The following is a 19,938-nucleotide window of genomic DNA, read 5'->3' as shown; positions in this document are numbered from 1 at the left end:
ACGGAGCGCGACGGTTTGTGCATTTGCACAAAACGCGAAAGAAACATTCTCATAATCACACAAAAACAGATCCTACACAAATATGCTACACTTCTTTTTGTAAATGAAGCGCTTTCAATACACATAAATCAAATGATAACGCTTACTTTTACAGAAATTAGTTACTTTTGTTGGACAGACTTCATGCCCTCTGGAGGGTATAATCAGTAACACGCTTAATACGAATTTTCAGGAGGTACCTATGTCCAAAAAAACTCAGACCAATGAACTGCAAAGAGGATTGGAACAACGACATATCACCTTGATGTCGCTTGGTGCCGCCATTGGTGTAGGCCTGTTTCTCGGCTCCGCATCCGCGATCAAACTTGCCGGTCCCGGCATTCTGCTGGCTTACGCGCTCGGAGGCCTCGTTATTTTCTTCATTATGAGAGCTCTCGGAGAAATGGCCATTGAAAATCCCGTAGCCGGCTCGTTCAGCCGGTATGCGAGAAATCATATTTCACCGCTTTTCGGATATTTGACCGGTTGGAACTACTGGTTCCTCTGGATTATCACTTGTATGGCCGAAATTACGGCAGTCGGCATTTATATGGAGTACTGGTTCCCGGGAACTCCGCGCTGGCTCTGGGCCCTTGGTGCGCTTGTTCTCATGAGCGCCATTAACCTGATCGCCGTTAAAGCTTATGGGGAATTCGAGTTCTGGTTCGCCCTGATTAAAATTGTCACGATTATCGGCATGATTGTTATCGGAGCCGGGATGATCTTCTTCGGACTCGGCAACGGCGGCATCGCAGTCGGATTCAGCAACCTTTGGAGCCACGGAGGATTCCTTCCTAACGGGGTAACAGGCCTCTTGCTATCTTTCCAGATGGTTATGTTCGCTTATCTGGGCGTTGAGATGATCGGGGTAACGGCGGGCGAAGCCCAGAACCCTGAGAAAACCCTGGCAAAAGCCATCGACACTGTCTTCTGGCGTATTCTTATTTTCTACATCGGTGCACTTGTTGTCATCATGTCCATCTATCCTTGGGATGAAATCGGCAAAGCCGGCAGCCCGTTCGTCATGACGTTTGAGAAAATCGGAATTCCCGGAGCCGCGGGAATTATCAACTTCGTTGTTCTGACTGCAGCCCTGTCTTCCTGTAACTCCGGTATTTTCAGTACGGGCCGTATGCTCTTCAACCTGGCTCAGCAGGGCGAGGCGCCGGATTCCTTCCGTAAAGTGTCCAAAACCGGCGTTCCGGGCAAAGCCATCGTCGTATCGGCCGTCGCGCTTCTTATCGGCGTCATTCTGAACTATATCGTTCCGGAAAAAGTGTTTGCCTGGGTAACAAGTATCGCCACTTTCGGAGCCGTATGGACATGGGCGATGATTCTCATCTCCCAAATGAGATACCGCAAGAAACTAAGCCCGGATCAAGTTCGTAATCTTAAGTACAAGATGCCGCTGGCGCCTTATACTTCCTATATCTCTCTGGCATTCCTCGTGCTCGTCATTGTTCTTCTCGGCTTCTCCGAAGATACGCGCGTCGCGCTGATTGTCGGGCCGATCTGGCTGATCGCTCTCGTTGTCGTTTACTACGGCAGGGGATATCACCGGAAAAACGCGCTTTCCGAAAAGAACTCCGATAGCGCCGGAATCAACATTAATCCTCAGTCTGAACTGTAAGTCCGGTTCTTGAATGAACAAAACGTTTAAATAAGGTAAGGACGGATTCCGAAATAGAGTCCGGACTTGCCTTTTTTTATTTTCAGTAAAATTTATGAAAAACTCTTGTTTTTGGAAGCACGATTTGGAACCTTTAAGGACTCCCGGTCGTTATAAAACTAAGAGCATTTTCAGGAGGGGGTCAGGTTGTCAGCCAACCGTGAAGCAATGGGACAAAAGCAATTCGCCAAAGGTCATTTCCTGTTCATCCTTGGAACTTGTCTGCTCAGCTTGCTGCTGGGTATTTTATATACCCCGATATGGGGAGGAGAAACGGCATTCTCCATTCAGTTTATTGCACACGAAATCGTGGCCGAGCCCCGCGGGTTAAAGCTTTGGGCTTATCTTTCCATCGGCCTGGGGGCCATCTTGCTGGCCGGTTTGGTCGGACTGATTCGGCCCGGAAAAGCTTGCGGACTCAGTTGTACCGTCCTTGCCGGGATAGCGATCGTACTTGTGCTGATTCAGCTCCCGCCCGTTTTTCTATGGGGGATGATGCTTCCGGTAGATGCCGCCGCCTGGCTTCCGATCTTACTGCACGGGACGGCTCTGTTTGTCGGACTATGTGCGGCGGGTCTGCTCAAAAACTTGAGAAATAAATGACAGAATGGAATTCATACATAGAATCGGATAACGAAAGCACGCTAAATGAACATCCTGACCTTTTTTTCTTAAAATGGGGACAGGATGTTCGGCCGTCTATCGGGCGGAAGACTCTAATCGGTTAAGCGGAGCCCTCCTAGATCCCCCCGAATTAAGCAAATTGTAACCCCTTGACGAATGGTTTATAATAGAATGTGGTGCATTTTTTTAATTTGAGAACCAAGGAGTGTCACATACATGGCTTTGAAAGCAGGAATCGTCGGGTTGCCGAACGTAGGAAAATCGACGCTATTTAACGCGATTACACAAGCGGGTGCCGAATCCGCAAACTATCCTTTCTGCACGATTGATCCGAACGTCGGTGTGGTTGAGGTGCCTGACGAAAGATTGCAGAAATTGGCCGATATTGTGAATCCGAACCGGATCGTGCCGACTGCTTTTGAATTCGTCGATATTGCAGGTCTGGTCAAAGGCGCGAGCAAAGGCGAAGGCCTTGGGAATAAATTTTTGGCAAACATTCGCGAAGTGGATGCAATTGTGCATGTAGTCCGCTGTTTTGTGGACGAGAACATTACCCACGTGTCCGGTAAAGTCGATCCGATCTCGGATATCGAGACGATTAACCTGGAGCTGATTCTGGCGGACCTGGATTCCGTGGAGAAGCGCATTGACCGTTCGCGCAAAAATATGAAAGGCGGCAACAAGCAGTATGCCGCTGAAGTGGAATGCTTCGAGAAGATCAAGGAAGCTCTGTACAACGACCAGCCGGCCCGCAGCGTGGAGCTGACGGACGAGGAGCGCGTGCTTGTGCGCGACCTTCATCTGCTGACCATGAAGCCCGTGCTTTATGCCGCCAACGTGAGCGAAGCGGAAGTGGCCGACGGCGACAACAACCCTTACGTGCAGAAGGTCCGCGAGTTTGCGGCTCAAGAAGGCGCGGAGGTTGTGGCCATCAGCGCGAAGGTTGAATCCGAGATCGCAGAACTCGAAGGCGAAGACAAAGCAATGTTCCTGGAAGAGCTCGGTCTGCAGGAATCCGGTCTTGACCGTCTAATCAAAGCGGCCTACAAGCTGCTCGGTCTCTACACGTACTTCACGGCCGGCGTTCAGGAAGTAAGAGCGTGGACCATCCGCAAAGGAACGAAAGCCCCGCAGGCGGCTGCCGTCATTCATACGGACTTCGAACGCGGTTTTATCCGGGCGGAAGTTGTATCTTATGAAGATTTGACCGCAACCGGCTCGATGAACGCGGCCAAAGAGAAAGGCCAGCTTCGTCTGGAGGGCAAAGAATATATCGTGCAGGACGGCGACGTGATGCACTTCCGTTTCAACGTTTAGGGAGCAGACACAGCTGTGTCCTTAGCTTGAGACGGTGTTATATAGAACAGGCGGAAATGTACATCCCTCGGCGGTATAAAGGCTCTTGAACGGTTAACCGGTCACCGACGTAAACTATCCTGACCGCTGCCGAGAGGTGCGCTTTAGTATTTAAGCTGTTTGCAAAAACAGCGCAAGGTCCTGATTATTTTGACATTATGGTAAGGAGTGGTCCAAATGCTGGATCGTTTGCAGGCTCTGGCGGATCGCTATGAGAAACTGAGCGAGCTGCTCTGTGACCCGGATGTAACGAGCGACACGAAGAAGCTCCGGGAATTCTCCAAAGAACAATCCGACCTACAAGAAGCCTACGATGCTTATGTGGAATACAAAGACGTGCTGGAACAGCTGGATGCGGCGAAAGCGATGCAGGCTGAGAAGCTTGATGACGAAATGCGCGACCTCGTGAAAATGGAGATCGAGGAACTGTCCGGCCGCAAAGACGAGCTGGAAGAGCGTCTGACCGTGCTCATGCTGCCTAAAGATCCTAACGATGACAAGAACGTAATCGTGGAAATCCGTGGTGCGGCCGGCGGCGATGAGGCCGCTCTGTTTGCGGGAGACCTGTACCGCATGTACTCTAAGTATGCGGACGCCCAAGGCTGGAGAACCGAAGTGCTGGAAGCGAACCTGAACGACCTTGGCGGGTTTAAAGAGATTATTTTCATGATCAACGGCAAGGGCGCTTACAGCAAAATGAAATACGAAAGCGGCGCACACCGCGTTCAGCGGATTCCGGTTACGGAATCGGGCGGCCGTATTCATACGTCCACTTCCACGGTCGGCGTAATGCCGGAAATGGAAGAGATCGATATCGAGATCAAGGACAGCGATATTCGGGTCGATACGTTCTGCTCCAGCGGAGCGGGCGGTCAGTCCGTTAATACGACGAAGTCTGCGGTCCGGGTTCTCCACGTGCCGACAGGCATTATGGCGACCTGCCAGGACGGCAAGTCCCAGAACGATAACAAGGCGAAAGCGCTGCAGGTTTTGCGCGCTCGTATTTACGATGTTAAACGCCAGGAAGAAGAAGCGAAGTACGCCGGCGAGCGTAAGAGCAAGGTCGGTACGGGTGACCGCAGCGAGCGCATCCGGACCTACAACTTCCCGCAAAGCCGCGTAACGGACCACCGCATCGGTCTAACGCTTCACAAGCTGGATACCATCTTGAACGGAGATATGGGCGAAATCGTCAATGCTCTGACTATGACGGCGCAGGCCGAGCTTCTTGAAAAAGGGGAGCAATAAAACCATCATGAACAGGCTTATTTATCAAGCCGGCATGTCAATCCGAGAAGCCTATACCCAGGCTTCTTCTTTTTTCAAAGAGCGGCAAATCCAGGACGGGGCTATTTGTGCGGAGATTCTGCTTCAGCACGTGCTGGGTCTTAACCGGACGGAATTCTTCTTCCGGATGGAAGAGCCTTTTCCCGCTGCGCATGCGGAGCAGTGGGGCGAGGTCGTGGAGCGTAAGGCCGCGGGGGAGCCGGTGCAGTACATCACCGGCGAGCAGGAGTTCTACGGCCTGACGCTCCGGGTCACGGACGCGGTCCTAATCCCGCGTCCCGAAACCGAGCTCCTCGTGGAGGAAATCCTCCGCGAGGGCTCGCGCCTGTTCCCGCAAGGCGCTCCGCTCCTTGCGGATATCGGCACCGGGAGCGGAGCTATCCCGGTGAGCCTGCTGCACGCGCGCCCCGATTGGCGCGCGGCGGCATGCGACCTCTCGCCGGAGGCGCTGGAGGTCGCCAAGGGCAACGCCGGACAGTGCGGCGTCGGGGAGCGGATCTCCTTCTACGAGGGCGATCTGCTCCTGCCCTGCGTCGAACGGGAGCTGCCCGTCGACATCCTGGTTTCGAACCCGCCGTACATTCCGGCGGGGGATTCGCCGTCGCTGCAGCCGGAGGTGCGCGACTATGAGCCGCATCTCGCGCTGTTCGGAGGCGAAGACGGGCTGGATCTGTACCGGCGGCTGGCCGGCCAGATCCCCCTGCTGCCGAGACAGCCGAGGCTGGTCGGGCTGGAAGTCGGCATCCATCAGGCGGAGGCAGTGGCGGACCTGCTGCGCGCAGCGGGGGAGTGGAGCGAGATCCGCTTCGTGAAGGACCTGGCGGGGATCGACCGGCATGTCATAGCGATACAGGACCCCTCGGAAAAAGAATAGCTTCCCACTAACAGAGAGAGGCTGAAGGTTTTGTCAACGCGGCAAATAGGGTTTACTATTACCCTTCCCCTATCGGGAAATCTATAAACCTCGTATCTAGCGAGATCATTTTTTAAGACTTATCAGCACGTTCAGCAAATACGCGTGTTAGGGAAAGTTCTGTGCTGCGAGGATGTCGCCGCGATTGACGGTCACTTTCCAAAAGGTTTATATGTTTCACACCCGGAAAATGTTCCACGTGAAAAAATCATAGATTGCTAGTTTAAAAGAATTGCCTTTTGACCATACTAACCGTTACAGAGGAAGAAACAGAGAACGGCTTCGAAGCTGGCGCTGTTTTTCCGGGAAACGGGAGGGAATTATTATGGTCATCCGTAAATCATACAAGCACTTGTTTTATACGTTTTTCGCTCTTGCCATCATGATGATGAGCTGGGAAGGTACACGTTCGAACGCAGCTCTGGCGGAAGGGGCTATCCCGGATCAGTCGATCCGTCTTCGTATACTGGCCAACTCCGATAAGCCGGAGGATCAGGCCATCAAGCGGCTGGTGCGGGACGCTATTGTCGCTCAGATGAACGAGTGGGTCACCGGACCGCATTCTATTGACGAAGCGAGACAAATTGTGCAGCAAAACCTTCCGGTTCTGGAAGAAGTCGTCCGCAATACATTGACATCCCGCGGTCTGGGAGGACTTCCTTACACCGTGGAGCTCGGACAGGTACCGTTCCCGACCAAAATGTACGGCAATCGCGTTTATCCGGCCGGGGATTATGAAGCTCTTCGTGTATCTCTCGGTGAAGGGAAAGGCCAGAACTGGTGGTGCGTGCTTTTTCCTCCTCTTTGCTTTGTAGACGGCGTGTCGGGCGAAGCGGTGGCTCAGGCAGCTCCTGCCGAAGACGGCGGGAAAGGAACCGATGAGGCCAAAACCGCTGGCGTGCAGAAAAAAACGGCGGACGCTCCGGCCGAAGGATCGGCGGCTGCCGCAACTGCCGGCGGAGATACGGAAGTGAAATTTTTTCTGTGGGAACTGCTTCAAGGCATCATCGGATTCTTCCTGAATCTGTTCAGATAAATTTCGGAAACCAGTAAGGGTGAACAGCTTTGACAACGACTAAACTATGGAAGATTCACGATGAAGCCGGAACGGGGACGGGAACAAGAGAAACGGCGGATAAAGCGATTGCCGAAGCTGCCGGGCTTCTCGTCCAAGGAGAGACCGTAGCGTTTCCGACGGAAACGGTATACGGCTTGGGAGCGGATGCGACCAATTCCGCTGCGGTTGAAGGTATTTACCGGGCCAAGGGCCGTCCGTCGGACAACCCGCTGATCGTCCACATCGCGGACCGCTCTCAAATGGACGCGTTCGCGGAGGGGACGCCGGCCGAGCCCCTGCGCAGGCTCATGGATGTCTTCTGGCCCGGGCCCCTGACGGTCATCGTGCCGGTTCGCGCGGGCGCGGTTTCCCCGCTCGTGACGGCGGGGCTGTCTACCGTCGGGGTCCGCATCCCCGACCATCCGGTCGCCTTGGCGCTGCTGCGCGCCGCAGGCTGCCCGGTTGCGGCCCCGAGCGCGAACAGCTCGGGGCGACCCAGCCCGACGATGGCGGAACACGTCGCCGATGATCTCGGCGGACGAATCGGCGGCATCGTCGACGGCGGCCCGACGGGCGTCGGCGTAGAGTCGACCGTCGTGGAGTGGGCGTCCGGGGCGATCTACATCCTGCGCCCCGGCGGGGTGACGGCCGAGCAGCTGCGCGAGGCGCTGCCGGACGTGCCGGTGCGCGAACCCGCACGCACCGAGGAACCGGCCGGGACGCCGCGGGCTCCCGGCATGAAGTACGCGCATTATGCCCCGAAGGGGAGCATGCGCGTGGTGCTGGGCGACGATCCGAAGGCCGTCGCCGAGTGGATGCGGCGTGACCTGGACGCCGCCAAAGCCCGCGGTGAGCGTACAGGGGTGCTCACCTATGACGAGCGCCGCGGGCTGCATCACGCGGACGCCGTAGTCTCCTCCGGCCGTTTGGCCGAGCCGGAGACGATCGCGCGCGGGCTGTATGCCGCACTCCGGCAGTTCGACCGCGAGGGAGCGACGTATATTCTCGCGGAAGGCTGCCCGGACACGGGAATAGGCCGCGCCGTCATGAACCGGCTGCTCAAGGCGGCGGGTCAGGAAGTCATCCGCGTATAAGCGGCAGAAGGGGCATCGGTGCACGCAGAAACGCTTTCGGGCTGTTTGATCCGTACAAGCGGAAACGTGCTGTATGTGAAAGCATCGCAAGGTGCAAAAGTTCCGGAAGAGCAAGTATCCTTTTCAGCTCGAATGCCGCTCACAAGAGTACCCGCCTGTACCATTATGCCGGCAGGTACAAGTCCATAGCATGTTTCCCTGTTTGTCCGCATATCTTGAGAGAGAAAAAGCGGACAGGGGGAAATACCAATGGCGGCACTGGCGGGCGTGTCATCTTTCGTATGGGGCCAACTGGTGACGATCTTCATCATGGCTATTGCGCTTGGTTTTGACGCGTTTTCTTTAGGGATTGGAATCGGAATGAGGGGTATACGCCTGCTGCATATTCTTAAAATCAGCATCGTGATCGGTCTCTTTCATATCCTCATGCCGCTGCTCGGCATGTATGCGGGCCATTACCTCGGAAATTTGCTCGGACAGGTTGCCGTGGCGGCCGGGGGCGGTCTGCTCATTTTGCTCGGATCGCATATGATTTACAGCTCTTTCCGGGGAGAAGATAATCCCGCTTTCGACCATCGTACCTTCTGGGGAATGACCCTGTTCGCGTTAAGCGTGAGCGTCGATTCTTTTTCGGTAGGGGTTTCGCTCGGTATTTTCGCAACGGATGTGGTTTTGACGGTGCTGCTTTTCGGATTGCTGGGCGGAGGCATGTCGATTCTGGGGCTTATGCTGGGGCGTCACGTGGGAAGCTGGATCGGTGAGTACGGAGAAGCGCTGGGCGGGGTAATTTTGCTGTTGTTCGGTCTGAGATTTCTGCTGTAAAGTTGTAAAGTGTTCTTGATTTCAAAAAAGCGGTACAATAATAGAGAGCGGAACAACTCGTTCGAATACTCTGTAGGAGGTAGACGGAACATGAAACAGATCCTTTTTGTCTGTACCGGAAATACATGCCGCAGCCCGCTGGCTGAAGGGATTCTGCGCCATATGGCCCAGCAGGATAACCTGGAAGTCCATATCCGTTCCGCAGGGGTTTTTGCTTCCGACGGCAGTCCGATTTCCCGGCAATCTTCCTCTGTTTTGCGTGAAAAAGGCTGTGAAGCTTCCATCAGCTCCAGTCTTCTCAGATCCGCAGACGTGGATTGGGCCGATCTTATCTTAACGATGACACAAGACCATAAACGCGCCGTGATTCAGCGGTTCCCGCAGGCGGCGGATAAAACACATACATTGAAGGAATTTGTGGAAGACGATCCCGAAGTCGCGTTGGCTGCCGAAGAATGGGAGCGGCTGATCGCTGAAGTGCAGGTCAAGCATGCCCTTTCCGAAGAAATTACGGTAGAAGAACGGACGAGACTCATACACCTGGAAAAGAAACTTCCGAATTATGATATTTCCGATCCTTTCGGCGGCTCGTTGGAGCTTTACCGCCATACGGCGGAAGAAATCGAGGAAGCGCTCGTTAAACTGGTTCAAAAGATAAAGGAAAGCCGATGAGCGTATCGACGGCCGCAGTATCCTTTGGCGGGCTAACATAATCTTCATTTTTTAGCGGCTTTACAGTTTTGCGGGAATACGGTAAGATAGGGGCATAATAGAAGACCCGATGTAACTGGCGACGAGTGGGTGTAACCACAGTGGAGCATCGGGGTATACGGCCGGTCGCCTGGGCAAAAGAGCAGTACATGCGTATTTACACGCGTGTCATGCTCTTTTTTTCATTGTCTCGTAGCGGTTTACAGGTGCAGGTAAAGTCGGAATTTGCCGTTTTTTTTCTTCGGCTGATCGGTTTGGGTTATAATAGAGCCAAACGCAGTTTATTCCCACCCGAGGAGGGCTTTTCAATGAAAATTGCAATTGGCGCCGATCACGCCGGATACCGGCTTAAAGATGTTATCGTTCCTTACCTGGAATCGTTAGGTCACGAAGTGAAGGATGTCGGCTGCAACTGTGAACAATCGGTCGACTATCCGGACTACGCTGTTCCGGTTTGCGACATGGTGCTTAACGGGCAGGCGGACAAAGGTATTCTGATTTGCGGTACAGGCATCGGTATGACCATTGCCGCCAACAAAATGCCGGGCATCCGCTGCGCGCTTGTGCACGATATGTTCTCCGCGAAAGCAACCCGGGAGCACAACGACACGAATGTGCTTGCTATGGGAGAACGCGTAATCGGACCCGGCGTGGCGCAGGAAATCGTCAAGATCTGGATTGAGACCGAGTTTTCGCACGGCGAACGTCATGAGAACCGCCTGAAAAAAGTGAAGCTGTTGGAAGAGAAAAATACGATTCATCCGTAAGGAGCTCTATTTTAATAAATGGAGGTGATCGTATGAATGACGGTGAGCAAGCCTGGCTGGACGGAATAGGCCCTGCTGTCGAGGCCAATTTCCGGGCACTGATCGAAGCTGGCGGCTTAAGGCCCGGTCAGATCGTTGTTTTCGGTACCTCGACGAGCGAGGTCCGTGGCCAGAGAATCGGCACGTCCGGTACGCCGGAAGCGGCCGAGCGCATTTTCACCGCCGCTGTCCGGGTGGCGGAAGAACACGGGCTGCGGCTCGCCTTCCAGTGCTGCGAGCATTTAAACCGCGCGCTTGTCGTCGAAGAAGCGCTGGTGGAGCAAGACTCCCGGCTGGAGCCGGTGAATGTAGTGCCGGTGCCCAAGGCCGGCGGCTCGATGGCCGCCCATGCTTACCGGCACCTGGAGCGCGCATGCGTCGTGGAAGAGATCGCCGCTCATGCGGGCATCGACATCGGCGACACGCTGATCGGCATGCATCTCCGCCGGGTAGCCGTCCCTGTGCGCCCGCCCGTGAAATGGGTGGGTGAGGCGCACGTGACGATGGCGTATACGCGTCCGAAGCTGATCGGCGGGCAGCGGGCGGTATACGAAGCTGTCCCGGAAAGCCCGGATATTCCCGTATTCGCCGGTGCTGCTGCTCCTTCCCGGACAAGTCCGGGAAGTTCGGCAGACAGCGACAACTGCGAATAGTGCGTCTGGAGCCGTGGTAAACGGGGAATCTTTTTTCCTGTTTATCCGGCTCGTACAAAGTGAAACTGATTTTGATTTTAAATCCATGGGAGGTTGTTACAGATGGTAGAATTTTTGCGTAAACAGGACCCGAAAATCGTTGAGGCTATGAACTTGGAGCTTGGCCGTCAACGCGACAAAATCGAGCTGATCGCTTCCGAAAACTTTGTAAGCCAGGCAGTTCTTGAAGCTATGGGCACCGTGCTGACGAACAAATACGCGGAAGGTTACCCGTCCAAGCGTTATTACGGCGGCTGCGAGTACGTCGATATCGTCGAAGATATCGCGCGCGACCGTGCGAAGGAACTTTTCGGGGCCGAGCATGCCAATGTACAGCCTCACTCCGGCGCTCAAGCGAATATGGCCGTTTATCTGGCCGCGCTTAAGCCTGGCGACACCGTTCTGGGCATGAACCTGGCGCATGGCGGACACTTGACACACGGCAGCCCCGTCAACGCGTCCGGTATCCTCTATAATTTCGTAGCTTACGGCGTAAGCGAACAGGATTCCCGCATCGATTACGACGATGTCCGTAAAGCCGCGTTCAAACACAGACCGCGCATGATCGTTGCAGGAGCAAGTGCTTACCCGCGCATCATTGATTTCGAGAAACTGGGCCAAATCGCTAACGAAGTGGGCGCCCTGTTTATGGTCGACATGGCTCACATCGCGGGTCTTGTTGCGGCAGGTCTGCATCCGAACCCGGTTCCGCATGCTCATTTTGTCACGACAACGACTCACAAAACGCTTCGCGGACCGCGCGGCGGTTTGATTCTGTGCCGCAAGCCGTGGGCTGCCGCAATCGACAAAGCCGTATTCCCGGGTTCCCAAGGCGGACCTCTGATGCACATCATCGCCGCTAAAGCCGTTGCGCTGGGAGAAGCCCTGCAAGCCGACTTCAAAACATACGGCAAAAACGTTATTGATAATGCCAAAGCGCTGGCTGAAGGCTTGACGGCCGACGGCATCAACCTCGTTTCCGGCGGTACGGACAATCACCTGATCTTGATCGACCTGCGCAGCCTGAACATCACGGGTAAAGACGCCGAGCATCTTCTTGATGAAGTGGGTGTGACCGTCAACAAGAACGCGATTCCGTTCGATCCGACCAGCCCGTTCGTAACCAGCGGTATCCGTATCGGTACGCCTGCCGCGACTTCCCGTGGAATGGATACGGAAGCCATGAAGCAAATCGCCAAAATTATCGCCATGACGCTTAAAAATCCGAGCGATTCCGCCGTTCACGAGCAAGCCCGCGGACTCGTTAAAGAAGTTACCTCCAAATTCCCGCTGTACAAGGGATTGGAATATTAATTCTTCCATATAAAACAACCTGCTCTCCAGTAGGTGGTTAGTGAATCCGGGAACCCGCGAAGGGTTCCTTTTTTATGAAAAAAAAGAGGGCGGATTGTTCATACAAAAGCGGATTCTTGTCATAAGAGAGTGTGCTTTTTGGGGAGGATATATAAACAGACATATGATATAATGGACGAGGTTTGTGGAAAGTTGGAAAGACATCCAGATCAGCCAGATCGATATTCGGGAGGAATACTATGAGTAAGGTGTTCATTTGCGACCACCCCTTGATTCAGCACAAACTCACATACATAAGAGATGTAAATACGAAAACCAAGGATTTCCGTGAATTGGTGGATGAAGTCGCCACTTTGATGGCGTACGAGATTACGCGTAATATCCAGCTCGAGAACATCCAGGTCAAAACGCCTGTAGCGACTGCGGATTGCCGGATTATTTCCGGACGCATGCTCGGCATTATTCCGATTCTCCGCGCGGGACTCGGCATGGTGGACGGGATTCTGAATCTGATTCCGGCTGCGAAAGTGGGCCATATCGGGTTGTATCGGGACCCTGAGACGCTCCAACCTGTCGAGTATTATGTGAAATTACCCACAGATGTACAGGAAAGAGAATTGATCGTCGTGGACCCTATGCTGGCGACGGGCGGTTCCGCTAACCTGGCTATCACCGCTTTGAAAAACCGCGGATGCGTGCAGATCAAGCTGATGTGTCTGATCGCCGCTCCGGAAGGTATCGAAGCCGTCCAGAAAGAGCATCCGGACATTGACATTTATGTGGCCGCTATCGACGATTATTTGAACGATCACGGTTACATCATTCCCGGTCTGGGAGACGCGGGCGACCGTTTATTCGGTACGAAATAAAGTATTTTGGAGGGACGTACGTTCATGAAAAGGTTGAAAGTCATTACGATTTTCGGTACAAGACCGGAAGCCATCAAGATGGCTCCGCTTATTTTGGAGCTTCAGAAGCATCCGGAGCAAATTGAATCACTCGTGGCCGTAACGGCCCAGCATCGTCAAATGCTGGATCAGGTGCTTGAGTTGTTCAACATCCAGCCAGATTTCGACCTCAACGTCATGAAGGACCGTCAAACACTCAACGAAGTCACCATCCGGGTTCTTCAAGGACTTGAGCCCGTTTTCCGGGAAGCGAAGCCGGACCTGATTCTAGTGCACGGCGATACGCTGACCACCTTCCTTGCCAGCTATTCGGCCTTCTTGCAGCAGATCAAAGTCGGCCATGTGGAAGCGGGCCTGAGAACTTGGAACAAGATGTCGCCGTATCCGGAAGAGATGAATCGTCAGTTGACGGGCGTCCTCGCGGATCTGCATTTTGCTCCGACCAACTGGTCGGCGGGCAATTTGCGCAAAGAAAATAAATCGGAAGATTCGATTTATGTTACCGGTAACACCGTAACGGACGTGTTCCAGTACACCGTGAAGAAGGACTTCCACCATCCGGTTCTGGACTGGGCGGAGGGCAAACGTCTCATCCTGATGACGGCCCACCGCAGGGAAGCACAGGGAGAGCCGCACCGTCAGATCTTCAACGCGGTCAAGCGCATTGCGGACGAATTCGATGATGTCGCGATCGTGTATCCGGTTCATCCGAGTCCGGCCGTTAAGGAACCGGCTTATGAGATTCTGGGGAACCATCCGAGAATTAAACTGATCGATCCGCTCGACGTGTTTGAGTTCCATAACTTCTACCCTCACGCTTATATGATCCTGACGGATTCCGGCGGTCTTCAAGAAGAAGCTCCGTCGTTCGGTGTACCTGTCCTGGTGCTTCGTGACACTACGGAACGTCCGGAAGGCGTGGAAGCCGGTACTCTGGAGCTTGTAGGTACGGACGGACAGAAAGTTTACGAGCGCGCACGCGCGTTGCTCACCGATCCACAAACGTATGATCGTATGAAGGGCGCTGCGAACCCTTACGGAGACGGACAAGCTTCCCGCAGAATCGTGCAGGGAATCCTACACCATTTCGGCTATAAAACGGAAAAACCGGACTCTTTTTAACGCATCTCTTTCGACATTGTGACGATGCAATGACAAAGGTCACACTGTACAGTTCCACTGTTTGGTTTTAAATGCCGAAATCCCTTGATATATAAGGGATTTCGGCAGTACTGTTCACGAAATGTTTGATTTTATACGAATTGACAAAGTAGACTTTGCTCCGATACAATATATGAGGATTGATAGGGGTCAAAGCCATGAAAAACAAAGGAAACCGCGATAATCCTTGGAGGGCTGCCGGCCTTGTAGGCGCACTCGGGCTTGATATCGCTATCTGTACCATGCTCGGCTACTTCGCCGCGAACTTCGCAGTCCAGCGTTTTGGCGGTCCGAGAAGCTGGATAGTAGCAGGCGTGATGCTCGGTCTCTTCGCGGGGATCGCTTCGGTTATCATGCTGCTTAAGAAGTTTCTGGAGGAACCCGATGAATGACCTGCTCAAGAAAGCTATGCGTATCGCACTTCTGCTTCTCGCCGCATGTTTACTGGTCTGGGCGCTTGTCCCTTCCGTACGTACGGTAGCTGCAGGATTATTAGTGGGTGCGATTGCAAGCGGCATCAATGCTTTGCTCCTTCAGCGCAGAGTCGATTTGATCGGCAAAACCGTTGCGGAGCGGGGCGCACAGCGTATGAGTCTCGGATTTTTAAGCCGTCTGGCTACAGTGCTCCTTGCCGTTATGATTGCGCTTAAATTTCCACAACACCTTGATATCGCCTCAACCATTATTGGTTGCTTTTTGGTTCCATTTATACTTTTGCTAGTCGGCATTTTGAGTCGTCCACACAAACCGTAATGCATGGAAAGGGGTGAAATTGGAAAATGCATGAGTTTCCCGTGCTACACTTCGAAAATGGTATCGATATTGACATTTCAACCTTTTTGGCGATTATCGTATCCTGCGTGGTTGTGTTAGTCCTGGCTCTTCTGTCCGTGCGGAACCTGTCCGTAGACAAACCTTCCAAACTGCAAAACTTTATGGAATGGGTCGTTGAGTTCGTTCATAACACAATTGCGAGTACGATGCCGCTCAGCAAGGCAAAGTCCTACATTTCGTTAGGATTGACATTAATTATGTTTATCTTTGTCTCCAACCTTCTCGGTCTTCCGTTCGGTATCGTAACCGACCATACTCAGGGATTTACGCTGTTCGGTCAGCAAGTGCTGACGGATACCCGTATTCATGAGTTGGAGGAAGCAGGCAAGCACGCTTCTGTGGCTTGGTGGAAATCACCGACAGCCGACCTTTCCGTAACGTCCGCACTCGCCCTGATGGTGTTTGTTATGACGAATACACTCGGTTTGACACAGAACACGAAACATTATCTGAAGCATTACTTTGAGCCGTTCTGGTTCTTCCTGCCGCTGAACATCATTAAAGAGCTTTCCAAGCCGTTGACGCTTGCTCTTCGTTTGTTCGCGAACATCTTTGCGGGTGAGGTTCTGATCTCCACCATTATGATGCTGGGTGTTGTAGGGATACCGCTGCTCGCCGTTTGGCAGGGCTTCAGTATCTTCGTAGGTGCCATCCAGGCATTCTTGTTCACCATCCTTACCATGGTTTACATTTCCCAGGCTACCGTTCATCATGAAGATCACTAAATGATCGGCTCAGCTGCGATTAGCAGCTCTGCGCGGCTTCCGCAAGGCGTGGGATCCATATACACATTACAGGTACAAAACCTATTTTCTGAGGAGGAAATTTTTCATGGAATTCCTGGCAGCAGCATTAGCAATCGGTTTGGGCGCACTTGGCGCTGGTATTGGTAACGGTCTGATCGTAAGCAAGACAGTAGAAGGTATCGCTCGTCAACCTGAGCTTCGCGGTACTCTGCAAACAACTATGTTTATCGGTGTTGGTATCGTCGAGGTTGTTCCGATTATCGGTGTCGTTCTGGGCTTCCTGATTTTCTTCAAATAATTCGCATAGCCTCGGTTGGGCGGGGAAGGCCTGAGCCATCCGCGCCTTCGCTATGAATTAGGTTCTTGAAGAATCGCCCCAGCACACAGTTACGGAAAGGAGTGACTCGAATGTCTTGGAATTGGGAATCGTTCGTATTCGCGCTTGTCGCGTTCGGAATTCTATACTGGCTGCTCAGCAAATACGCCTTCGGTCCGTTGCTCGCAACGATGGAAGAGCGCAGAAAGCTGATTGCCGACCAGATGAACTCTGCTGATGCAAGTCGTGTTCAAGCCGAGCAAATGCTCGAAGAACAGAAGCAGGTAATTCAAGAGGCACGTAAAGAAGCTTACCAAATGATCGAGCAAGCTAAATTGACGAGCTCCAAGCAAGCCGAAGAAATCGTCGATAAAGCGAAAAGCGAAGCGGACCGCGTGAAAGAAGAAGCGGTACGCGAGATCGAAAGCGAGAAAAACAAAGCGGTTGCAGCACTGCGCGGTCAAGTTAGCGCTATGTCCGTTATGATCGCTTCTAAAATTATTGAAAAGCAAGTTGACGAAAAGTCACAGGAAGAATTGGTGAACCATTACCTGAATGAGGTAGGGGGATCTAAATGAGTGACATCGTGGTAGCGAAAAGATATGCGAAAGCACTTTTTGAAGCTGCGAAGGAGCAGAACGCGGTCGCTCAAGTTGAAACTGAACTGACCGAGATTGTTCAGACGATCCAGGATCATGCGGAACTGCGCAGCGTTCTGGATCATCCGAATATCGACGTGCCTGCGAAACGTCAGCTTTTGTCGAACATCTTTGCGGATCGGATTTCTCCGCTCGTTATGAATACGATTAAACTCCTGATCGATAGAAGACGGCAATCCCTGCTTCCTATTGTACTGTCCGACTTTGTTCAGATTTCCAACGAGTCGCTTGGCCAGGCAGACGCAACGATTTACACTGCCCTGCCGCTGTCTGAAGTACAAGTCAAGGAAATTGCAGACAACTTTAGCCGTATGACCGGCAAACAAATTCGTGTACAGACGGTAGTCGACCCGAGCTTGCTTGGCGGCATTACTGTTCGGATCGGTGACCGTCTCTACGACGGCAGTTTGGCTGGCAAACTCGAACGTTTGGAAAAATCGCTGAAACAAGCTCAAGCAATGTAGATAGGGGTGAGGTTCGTTGAGTATCAGACCTGATGAAATCAGCACGCTGATTAAGCAGCAAATCGAAAATTATACAGCAGATCTGGAAGTCGTTGAAGTCGGTACGGTTATCACTATCGGTGACGGTATCGCTCGTGTGCACGGCTTGGAGAACGTCATGGCCGGTGAGCTTCTCGAGTTCGCCAACGGCGTTGTGGGCATGGCGCAGAACCTGGAAGAAAACAATGTAGGTATCATCATTCTCGGACCGTACTCGGACATCCGCGAAGGTGACCAAGTTAAGCGTACAGGCCGCATTATGCAGGTGCCTGTAGGCGAAGCGCTGCTCGGACGCGTTGTTAACGCACTGGGTATGCCGATTGACGGCAAAGGACCAATCGAAGCTTCCGGCTACCGTCCGGTTGAATCCGCGGCTCCTGGCGTTATGGCGCGTAAATCCGTACACGAGCCTATGCAGACCGGTATCAAGGCGATTGACGCGCTTGTACCGATCGGCCGCGGCCAGCGTGAGCTGATCATCGGTGACCGTCAAACCGGTAAAACGGCGATTGCCATCGATACGATCATCAACCAAAAAGGCAACGGCGTGAAATGTATCTACGTGGCCATCGGCCAAAAGCAGTCCACCGTTTCCAACGTAGTGGATACACTCCGCCGCAACGGCGCTCTCGACTACACGATCGTCGTAACCGCGAGTGCATCCGAGCCGGCTCCATTGCTCTTCCTGGCTCCTTATTCCGGCTGCGCAATGGGCGAATACTTCATGTACAAAGGCGAGCATGTCCTGATCGTTTATGACGATCTGTCCAAACAAGCTGCCGCTTATCGTGAGCTTTCCCTGCTCCTCCGTCGTCCACCGGGCCGTGAGGCTTATCCGGGTGACGTATTCTATCTTCACTCCCGTTTGCTTGAGCGTGCAGCTAAACTGAACGATGAGCTGGGCGGAGGCTCCATCACGGCGCTTCCATTCATCGAAACTCAAGCGAGTGACGTATCGGCATACATTCCGACCAACGTTATTTCCATTACGGACGGTCAAATCTTCCTGGAATCCGACCTGTTCTATTCCGGTCAGCGTCCGGCCATCAACGTGGGTATCTCCGTATCCCGTGTAGGTAGCTCCGCTCAAGTGAAAGCCATGAAGAAAGTTGCCGGTACCCTGAAGACCGACCTTGCACAATATCGCGAATTGGCTGCTTTCTCGCAGTTCGGTTCCGACCTTGATAAAGCAACGCTTTCCCGTCTGAACCGTGGTGAGCGTACACTGGAAATCCTGAAGCAGGGTATTAACGAGCCGATGCCTTTTGAAAAACAGGTTATCAGCATCTATGCCGCTACTAAAGGCTTCTTGGACGAACTGCCGGTTAAAGACGTTACCCGTTACGAAAAAGAATTCCTTGCATACCTCGATGCCAACAAACCGGAAATCGCCAGCTCCATCCGTGACACGAAGGATCTTACTTCCGACACGGAAAAAGCGCTGGTTGCAGCTATCGAGACATTCCTCAAAGGATTCTCGGTATCCGAATAATTATGAGAATTTGCGATTCCATAATCAAGCTGCAGGGGGTGAAACAGTATGGCTAAGGGTATACGCGAGATTAAGCGTCAGATTAAGAGCAAACAGAACACAAGGCAGATCACTAAAGCGATGGAGATGGTCGCGGCTTCCAAGCTGAAGCGCGCCCAGAACAATGCGGAGGCATCCCGTCCTTATGCGGATAAGATCCGCGAAGTGGTGTTTAGTGTGGCTGCAGGCTCGAAGGGCGTTCAGCATCCGATGCTCCAGGTTCGTGAAGTCAAACGCACGGGATATCTGGTCTTGACTTCAGACCGCGGACTCGCTGGCGGTTTTAACGCCAACGTGCTTCGGAAGGCGTTAAATGCTATTCGTGAGCGGCATAAATCTACGGATGAATATGCGGTTTTCGTTGTCGGCCGCAAAGGCAAGGATTTCTTCAAGCGGAGAAACATCCCGGTCTTTGACGAAGTCTCAGGTCTCAGCGATTCTCCGACGTTTGCCGATATTAAGCAGCTCGCTTCGTCCGCTGTACAGAACTTCATCGACGGCAATTACGACGAGCTGTACGTCTATTACAACCAGTTCCATAACGCAATTACGCAAACGCCGGTTGAGAAAAAACTGCTGCCGCTCGAGCAGCCGGAGTCCGGCAGCAGCGCTGTCTCTTCCTACGAATATGAGCCCTCCGCCGAAGGCGTTCTGGAAGTACTGCTTCCGAAGTATGCGGAAACGGTCATTTTCAGCGCCGTGCTGGAAAGCAAAGCGAGCGAATTCGGCGCGCGTATGACCGCTATGGGTAGCGCGACGAAGAATGCGACGAAGATGATTGCAGAGCTTACACTTTCCTATAACCGTGCACGTCAGGCGGCAATTACCCAGGAAATCTCGGAGATTGTTGCCGGTGCAAACGCATTGAACTAATGCGCAGTGCGGAACTAAGCATT

The 19,938-nt window shown here is 53.1% G+C and carries 22 protein-coding genes and 1 riboswitch; all 22 genes read left to right on the top strand.

Annotated features, from left to right (window positions below; all coding sequences use genetic code 11):
• Positions 1–241: 241 nt before the first annotated feature.
• Positions 242–1,669 (top strand): amino acid permease, encoded by a 1,428-nt coding sequence (locus PCH01S_RS24075; RefSeq protein ID WP_042233924.1) that lies wholly within the window; start codon positions 242–244, stop codon positions 1,667–1,669.
• A 186-nt stretch (positions 1,670–1,855) separates the two neighbouring features.
• Positions 1,856–2,311 carry a hypothetical protein gene (locus PCH01S_RS24070; protein WP_042233922.1) on the top strand — a complete coding sequence of 152 codons (456 nt, stop codon included), beginning with the start codon at positions 1,856–1,858 and terminating at the stop codon, positions 2,309–2,311.
• A gap of 237 nt (positions 2,312–2,548) precedes the next feature.
• Complete coding sequence (ychF, locus tag PCH01S_RS24065; protein WP_042233919.1) at positions 2,549–3,649, top strand: redox-regulated ATPase YchF; 1,101 nt, start codon at positions 2,549–2,551, stop codon at positions 3,647–3,649.
• Positions 3,650–3,865: 216 nt separating this feature from the next.
• Positions 3,866–4,936, top strand: coding sequence for a peptide chain release factor 1 (gene prfA / locus PCH01S_RS24060; RefSeq protein ID WP_042233918.1), 1,071 nt, complete (start codon positions 3,866–3,868; stop codon positions 4,934–4,936).
• Between the two features lie 7 nt (positions 4,937–4,943).
• A complete protein-coding gene (gene prmC / locus PCH01S_RS24055) occupies positions 4,944–5,849 on the top strand; it encodes a peptide chain release factor N(5)-glutamine methyltransferase (RefSeq protein ID WP_042233916.1) in 906 nt (301 codons plus the stop codon).
• 364 nt (positions 5,850–6,213) lie between these two features.
• Positions 6,214–6,924 carry a stage II sporulation protein R gene (gene spoIIR / locus PCH01S_RS24050; protein ID WP_042233914.1) on the top strand — a complete coding sequence of 237 codons (711 nt, stop codon included), beginning with the start codon at positions 6,214–6,216 and terminating at the stop codon, positions 6,922–6,924.
• Between the two features lie 29 nt (positions 6,925–6,953).
• Positions 6,954–8,039, top strand: a complete 1,086-nt coding sequence (locus PCH01S_RS24045) for an L-threonylcarbamoyladenylate synthase (RefSeq protein WP_042233912.1) — start codon at positions 6,954–6,956, stop codon at positions 8,037–8,039.
• A 249-nt stretch (positions 8,040–8,288) separates the two neighbouring features.
• Entirely contained in the window at positions 8,289–8,861 is a 573-nt protein-coding gene (locus PCH01S_RS24040; protein WP_042233910.1) for a manganese efflux pump MntP, read from the top strand.
• A gap of 90 nt (positions 8,862–8,951) precedes the next feature.
• Positions 8,952–9,533 carry a low molecular weight protein arginine phosphatase gene (locus tag PCH01S_RS24035; RefSeq protein ID WP_042233908.1) on the top strand — a complete coding sequence of 194 codons (582 nt, stop codon included), beginning with the start codon at positions 8,952–8,954 and terminating at the stop codon, positions 9,531–9,533.
• Positions 9,534–9,634: 101 nt separating this feature from the next.
• Positions 9,635–9,715: riboswitch (ZMP/ZTP riboswitch) on the top strand.
• A gap of 165 nt (positions 9,716–9,880) precedes the next feature.
• Entirely contained in the window at positions 9,881–10,339 is a 459-nt protein-coding gene (gene rpiB / locus PCH01S_RS24030; RefSeq protein WP_042233906.1) for a ribose 5-phosphate isomerase B, read from the top strand.
• Positions 10,340–10,371: 32 nt separating this feature from the next.
• The gene (locus tag PCH01S_RS24025; RefSeq protein WP_042233904.1) at positions 10,372–11,031 is read left to right on the top strand and encodes a TIGR01440 family protein; all 660 of its coding nucleotides are present in this window, start codon (positions 10,372–10,374) and stop codon (positions 11,029–11,031) included.
• Positions 11,032–11,133: 102 nt separating this feature from the next.
• On the top strand, positions 11,134–12,384 hold the full coding sequence (locus PCH01S_RS24020; protein WP_042233902.1) for a serine hydroxymethyltransferase: 1,251 nt from the start codon (positions 11,134–11,136) through the stop codon (positions 12,382–12,384).
• A 239-nt stretch (positions 12,385–12,623) separates the two neighbouring features.
• On the top strand, positions 12,624–13,253 hold the full coding sequence (upp, locus tag PCH01S_RS24015) for a uracil phosphoribosyltransferase (RefSeq protein WP_009676968.1): 630 nt from the start codon (positions 12,624–12,626) through the stop codon (positions 13,251–13,253).
• A gap of 24 nt (positions 13,254–13,277) precedes the next feature.
• Positions 13,278–14,414 (top strand): non-hydrolyzing UDP-N-acetylglucosamine 2-epimerase, encoded by a 1,137-nt coding sequence (wecB, locus tag PCH01S_RS24010; RefSeq protein WP_042233900.1) that lies wholly within the window; start codon positions 13,278–13,280, stop codon positions 14,412–14,414.
• Between the two features lie 197 nt (positions 14,415–14,611).
• Entirely contained in the window at positions 14,612–14,845 is a 234-nt protein-coding gene (locus PCH01S_RS24005; RefSeq protein ID WP_042233898.1) for an AtpZ/AtpI family protein, read from the top strand.
• Entirely contained in the window at positions 14,838–15,206 is a 369-nt protein-coding gene (locus PCH01S_RS24000; RefSeq protein WP_042233896.1) for an ATP synthase subunit I, read from the top strand. Before PCH01S_RS24005 ends, PCH01S_RS24000 begins: the two co-directional genes overlap by 8 nt.
• Positions 15,207–15,232: 26 nt before the next feature.
• Positions 15,233–16,012: a F0F1 ATP synthase subunit A gene (gene atpB / locus PCH01S_RS23995; protein WP_042233894.1), complete on the top strand. Its 780-nt coding sequence runs from the start codon at positions 15,233–15,235 to the stop codon at positions 16,010–16,012.
• Between the two features lie 106 nt (positions 16,013–16,118).
• On the top strand, positions 16,119–16,331 hold the full coding sequence (gene atpE, locus PCH01S_RS23990; protein ID WP_009677035.1) for a F0F1 ATP synthase subunit C: 213 nt from the start codon (positions 16,119–16,121) through the stop codon (positions 16,329–16,331).
• A 110-nt stretch (positions 16,332–16,441) separates the two neighbouring features.
• A complete protein-coding gene (gene atpF, locus PCH01S_RS23985; protein WP_042233891.1) occupies positions 16,442–16,927 on the top strand; it encodes a F0F1 ATP synthase subunit B in 486 nt (161 codons plus the stop codon).
• Positions 16,924–17,472, top strand: a complete 549-nt coding sequence (locus PCH01S_RS23980; protein ID WP_042233889.1) for a F0F1 ATP synthase subunit delta — start codon at positions 16,924–16,926, stop codon at positions 17,470–17,472. Before atpF ends, PCH01S_RS23980 begins: the two co-directional genes overlap by 4 nt.
• Positions 17,473–17,488: 16 nt before the next feature.
• Positions 17,489–19,003, top strand: coding sequence for a F0F1 ATP synthase subunit alpha (gene atpA, locus PCH01S_RS23975; protein ID WP_042233887.1), 1,515 nt, complete (start codon positions 17,489–17,491; stop codon positions 19,001–19,003).
• Between the two features lie 48 nt (positions 19,004–19,051).
• Positions 19,052–19,915: an ATP synthase F1 subunit gamma gene (gene atpG / locus PCH01S_RS23970; RefSeq protein WP_009676985.1), complete on the top strand. Its 864-nt coding sequence runs from the start codon at positions 19,052–19,054 to the stop codon at positions 19,913–19,915.
• The last annotated feature ends 23 nt before the right edge of the window (positions 19,916–19,938 follow it).

This window comes from Paenibacillus chitinolyticus NBRC 15660 (assembly GCF_000739915.1).
Lineage (GTDB): Bacteria > Bacillota > Bacilli > Paenibacillales > NBRC-103111 > Paenibacillus_F > Paenibacillus_F chitinolyticus.
The sequence above is the reverse complement of the archived record's forward strand: the minus strand, read 5'-3'. Positions and strand labels throughout refer to the sequence as shown.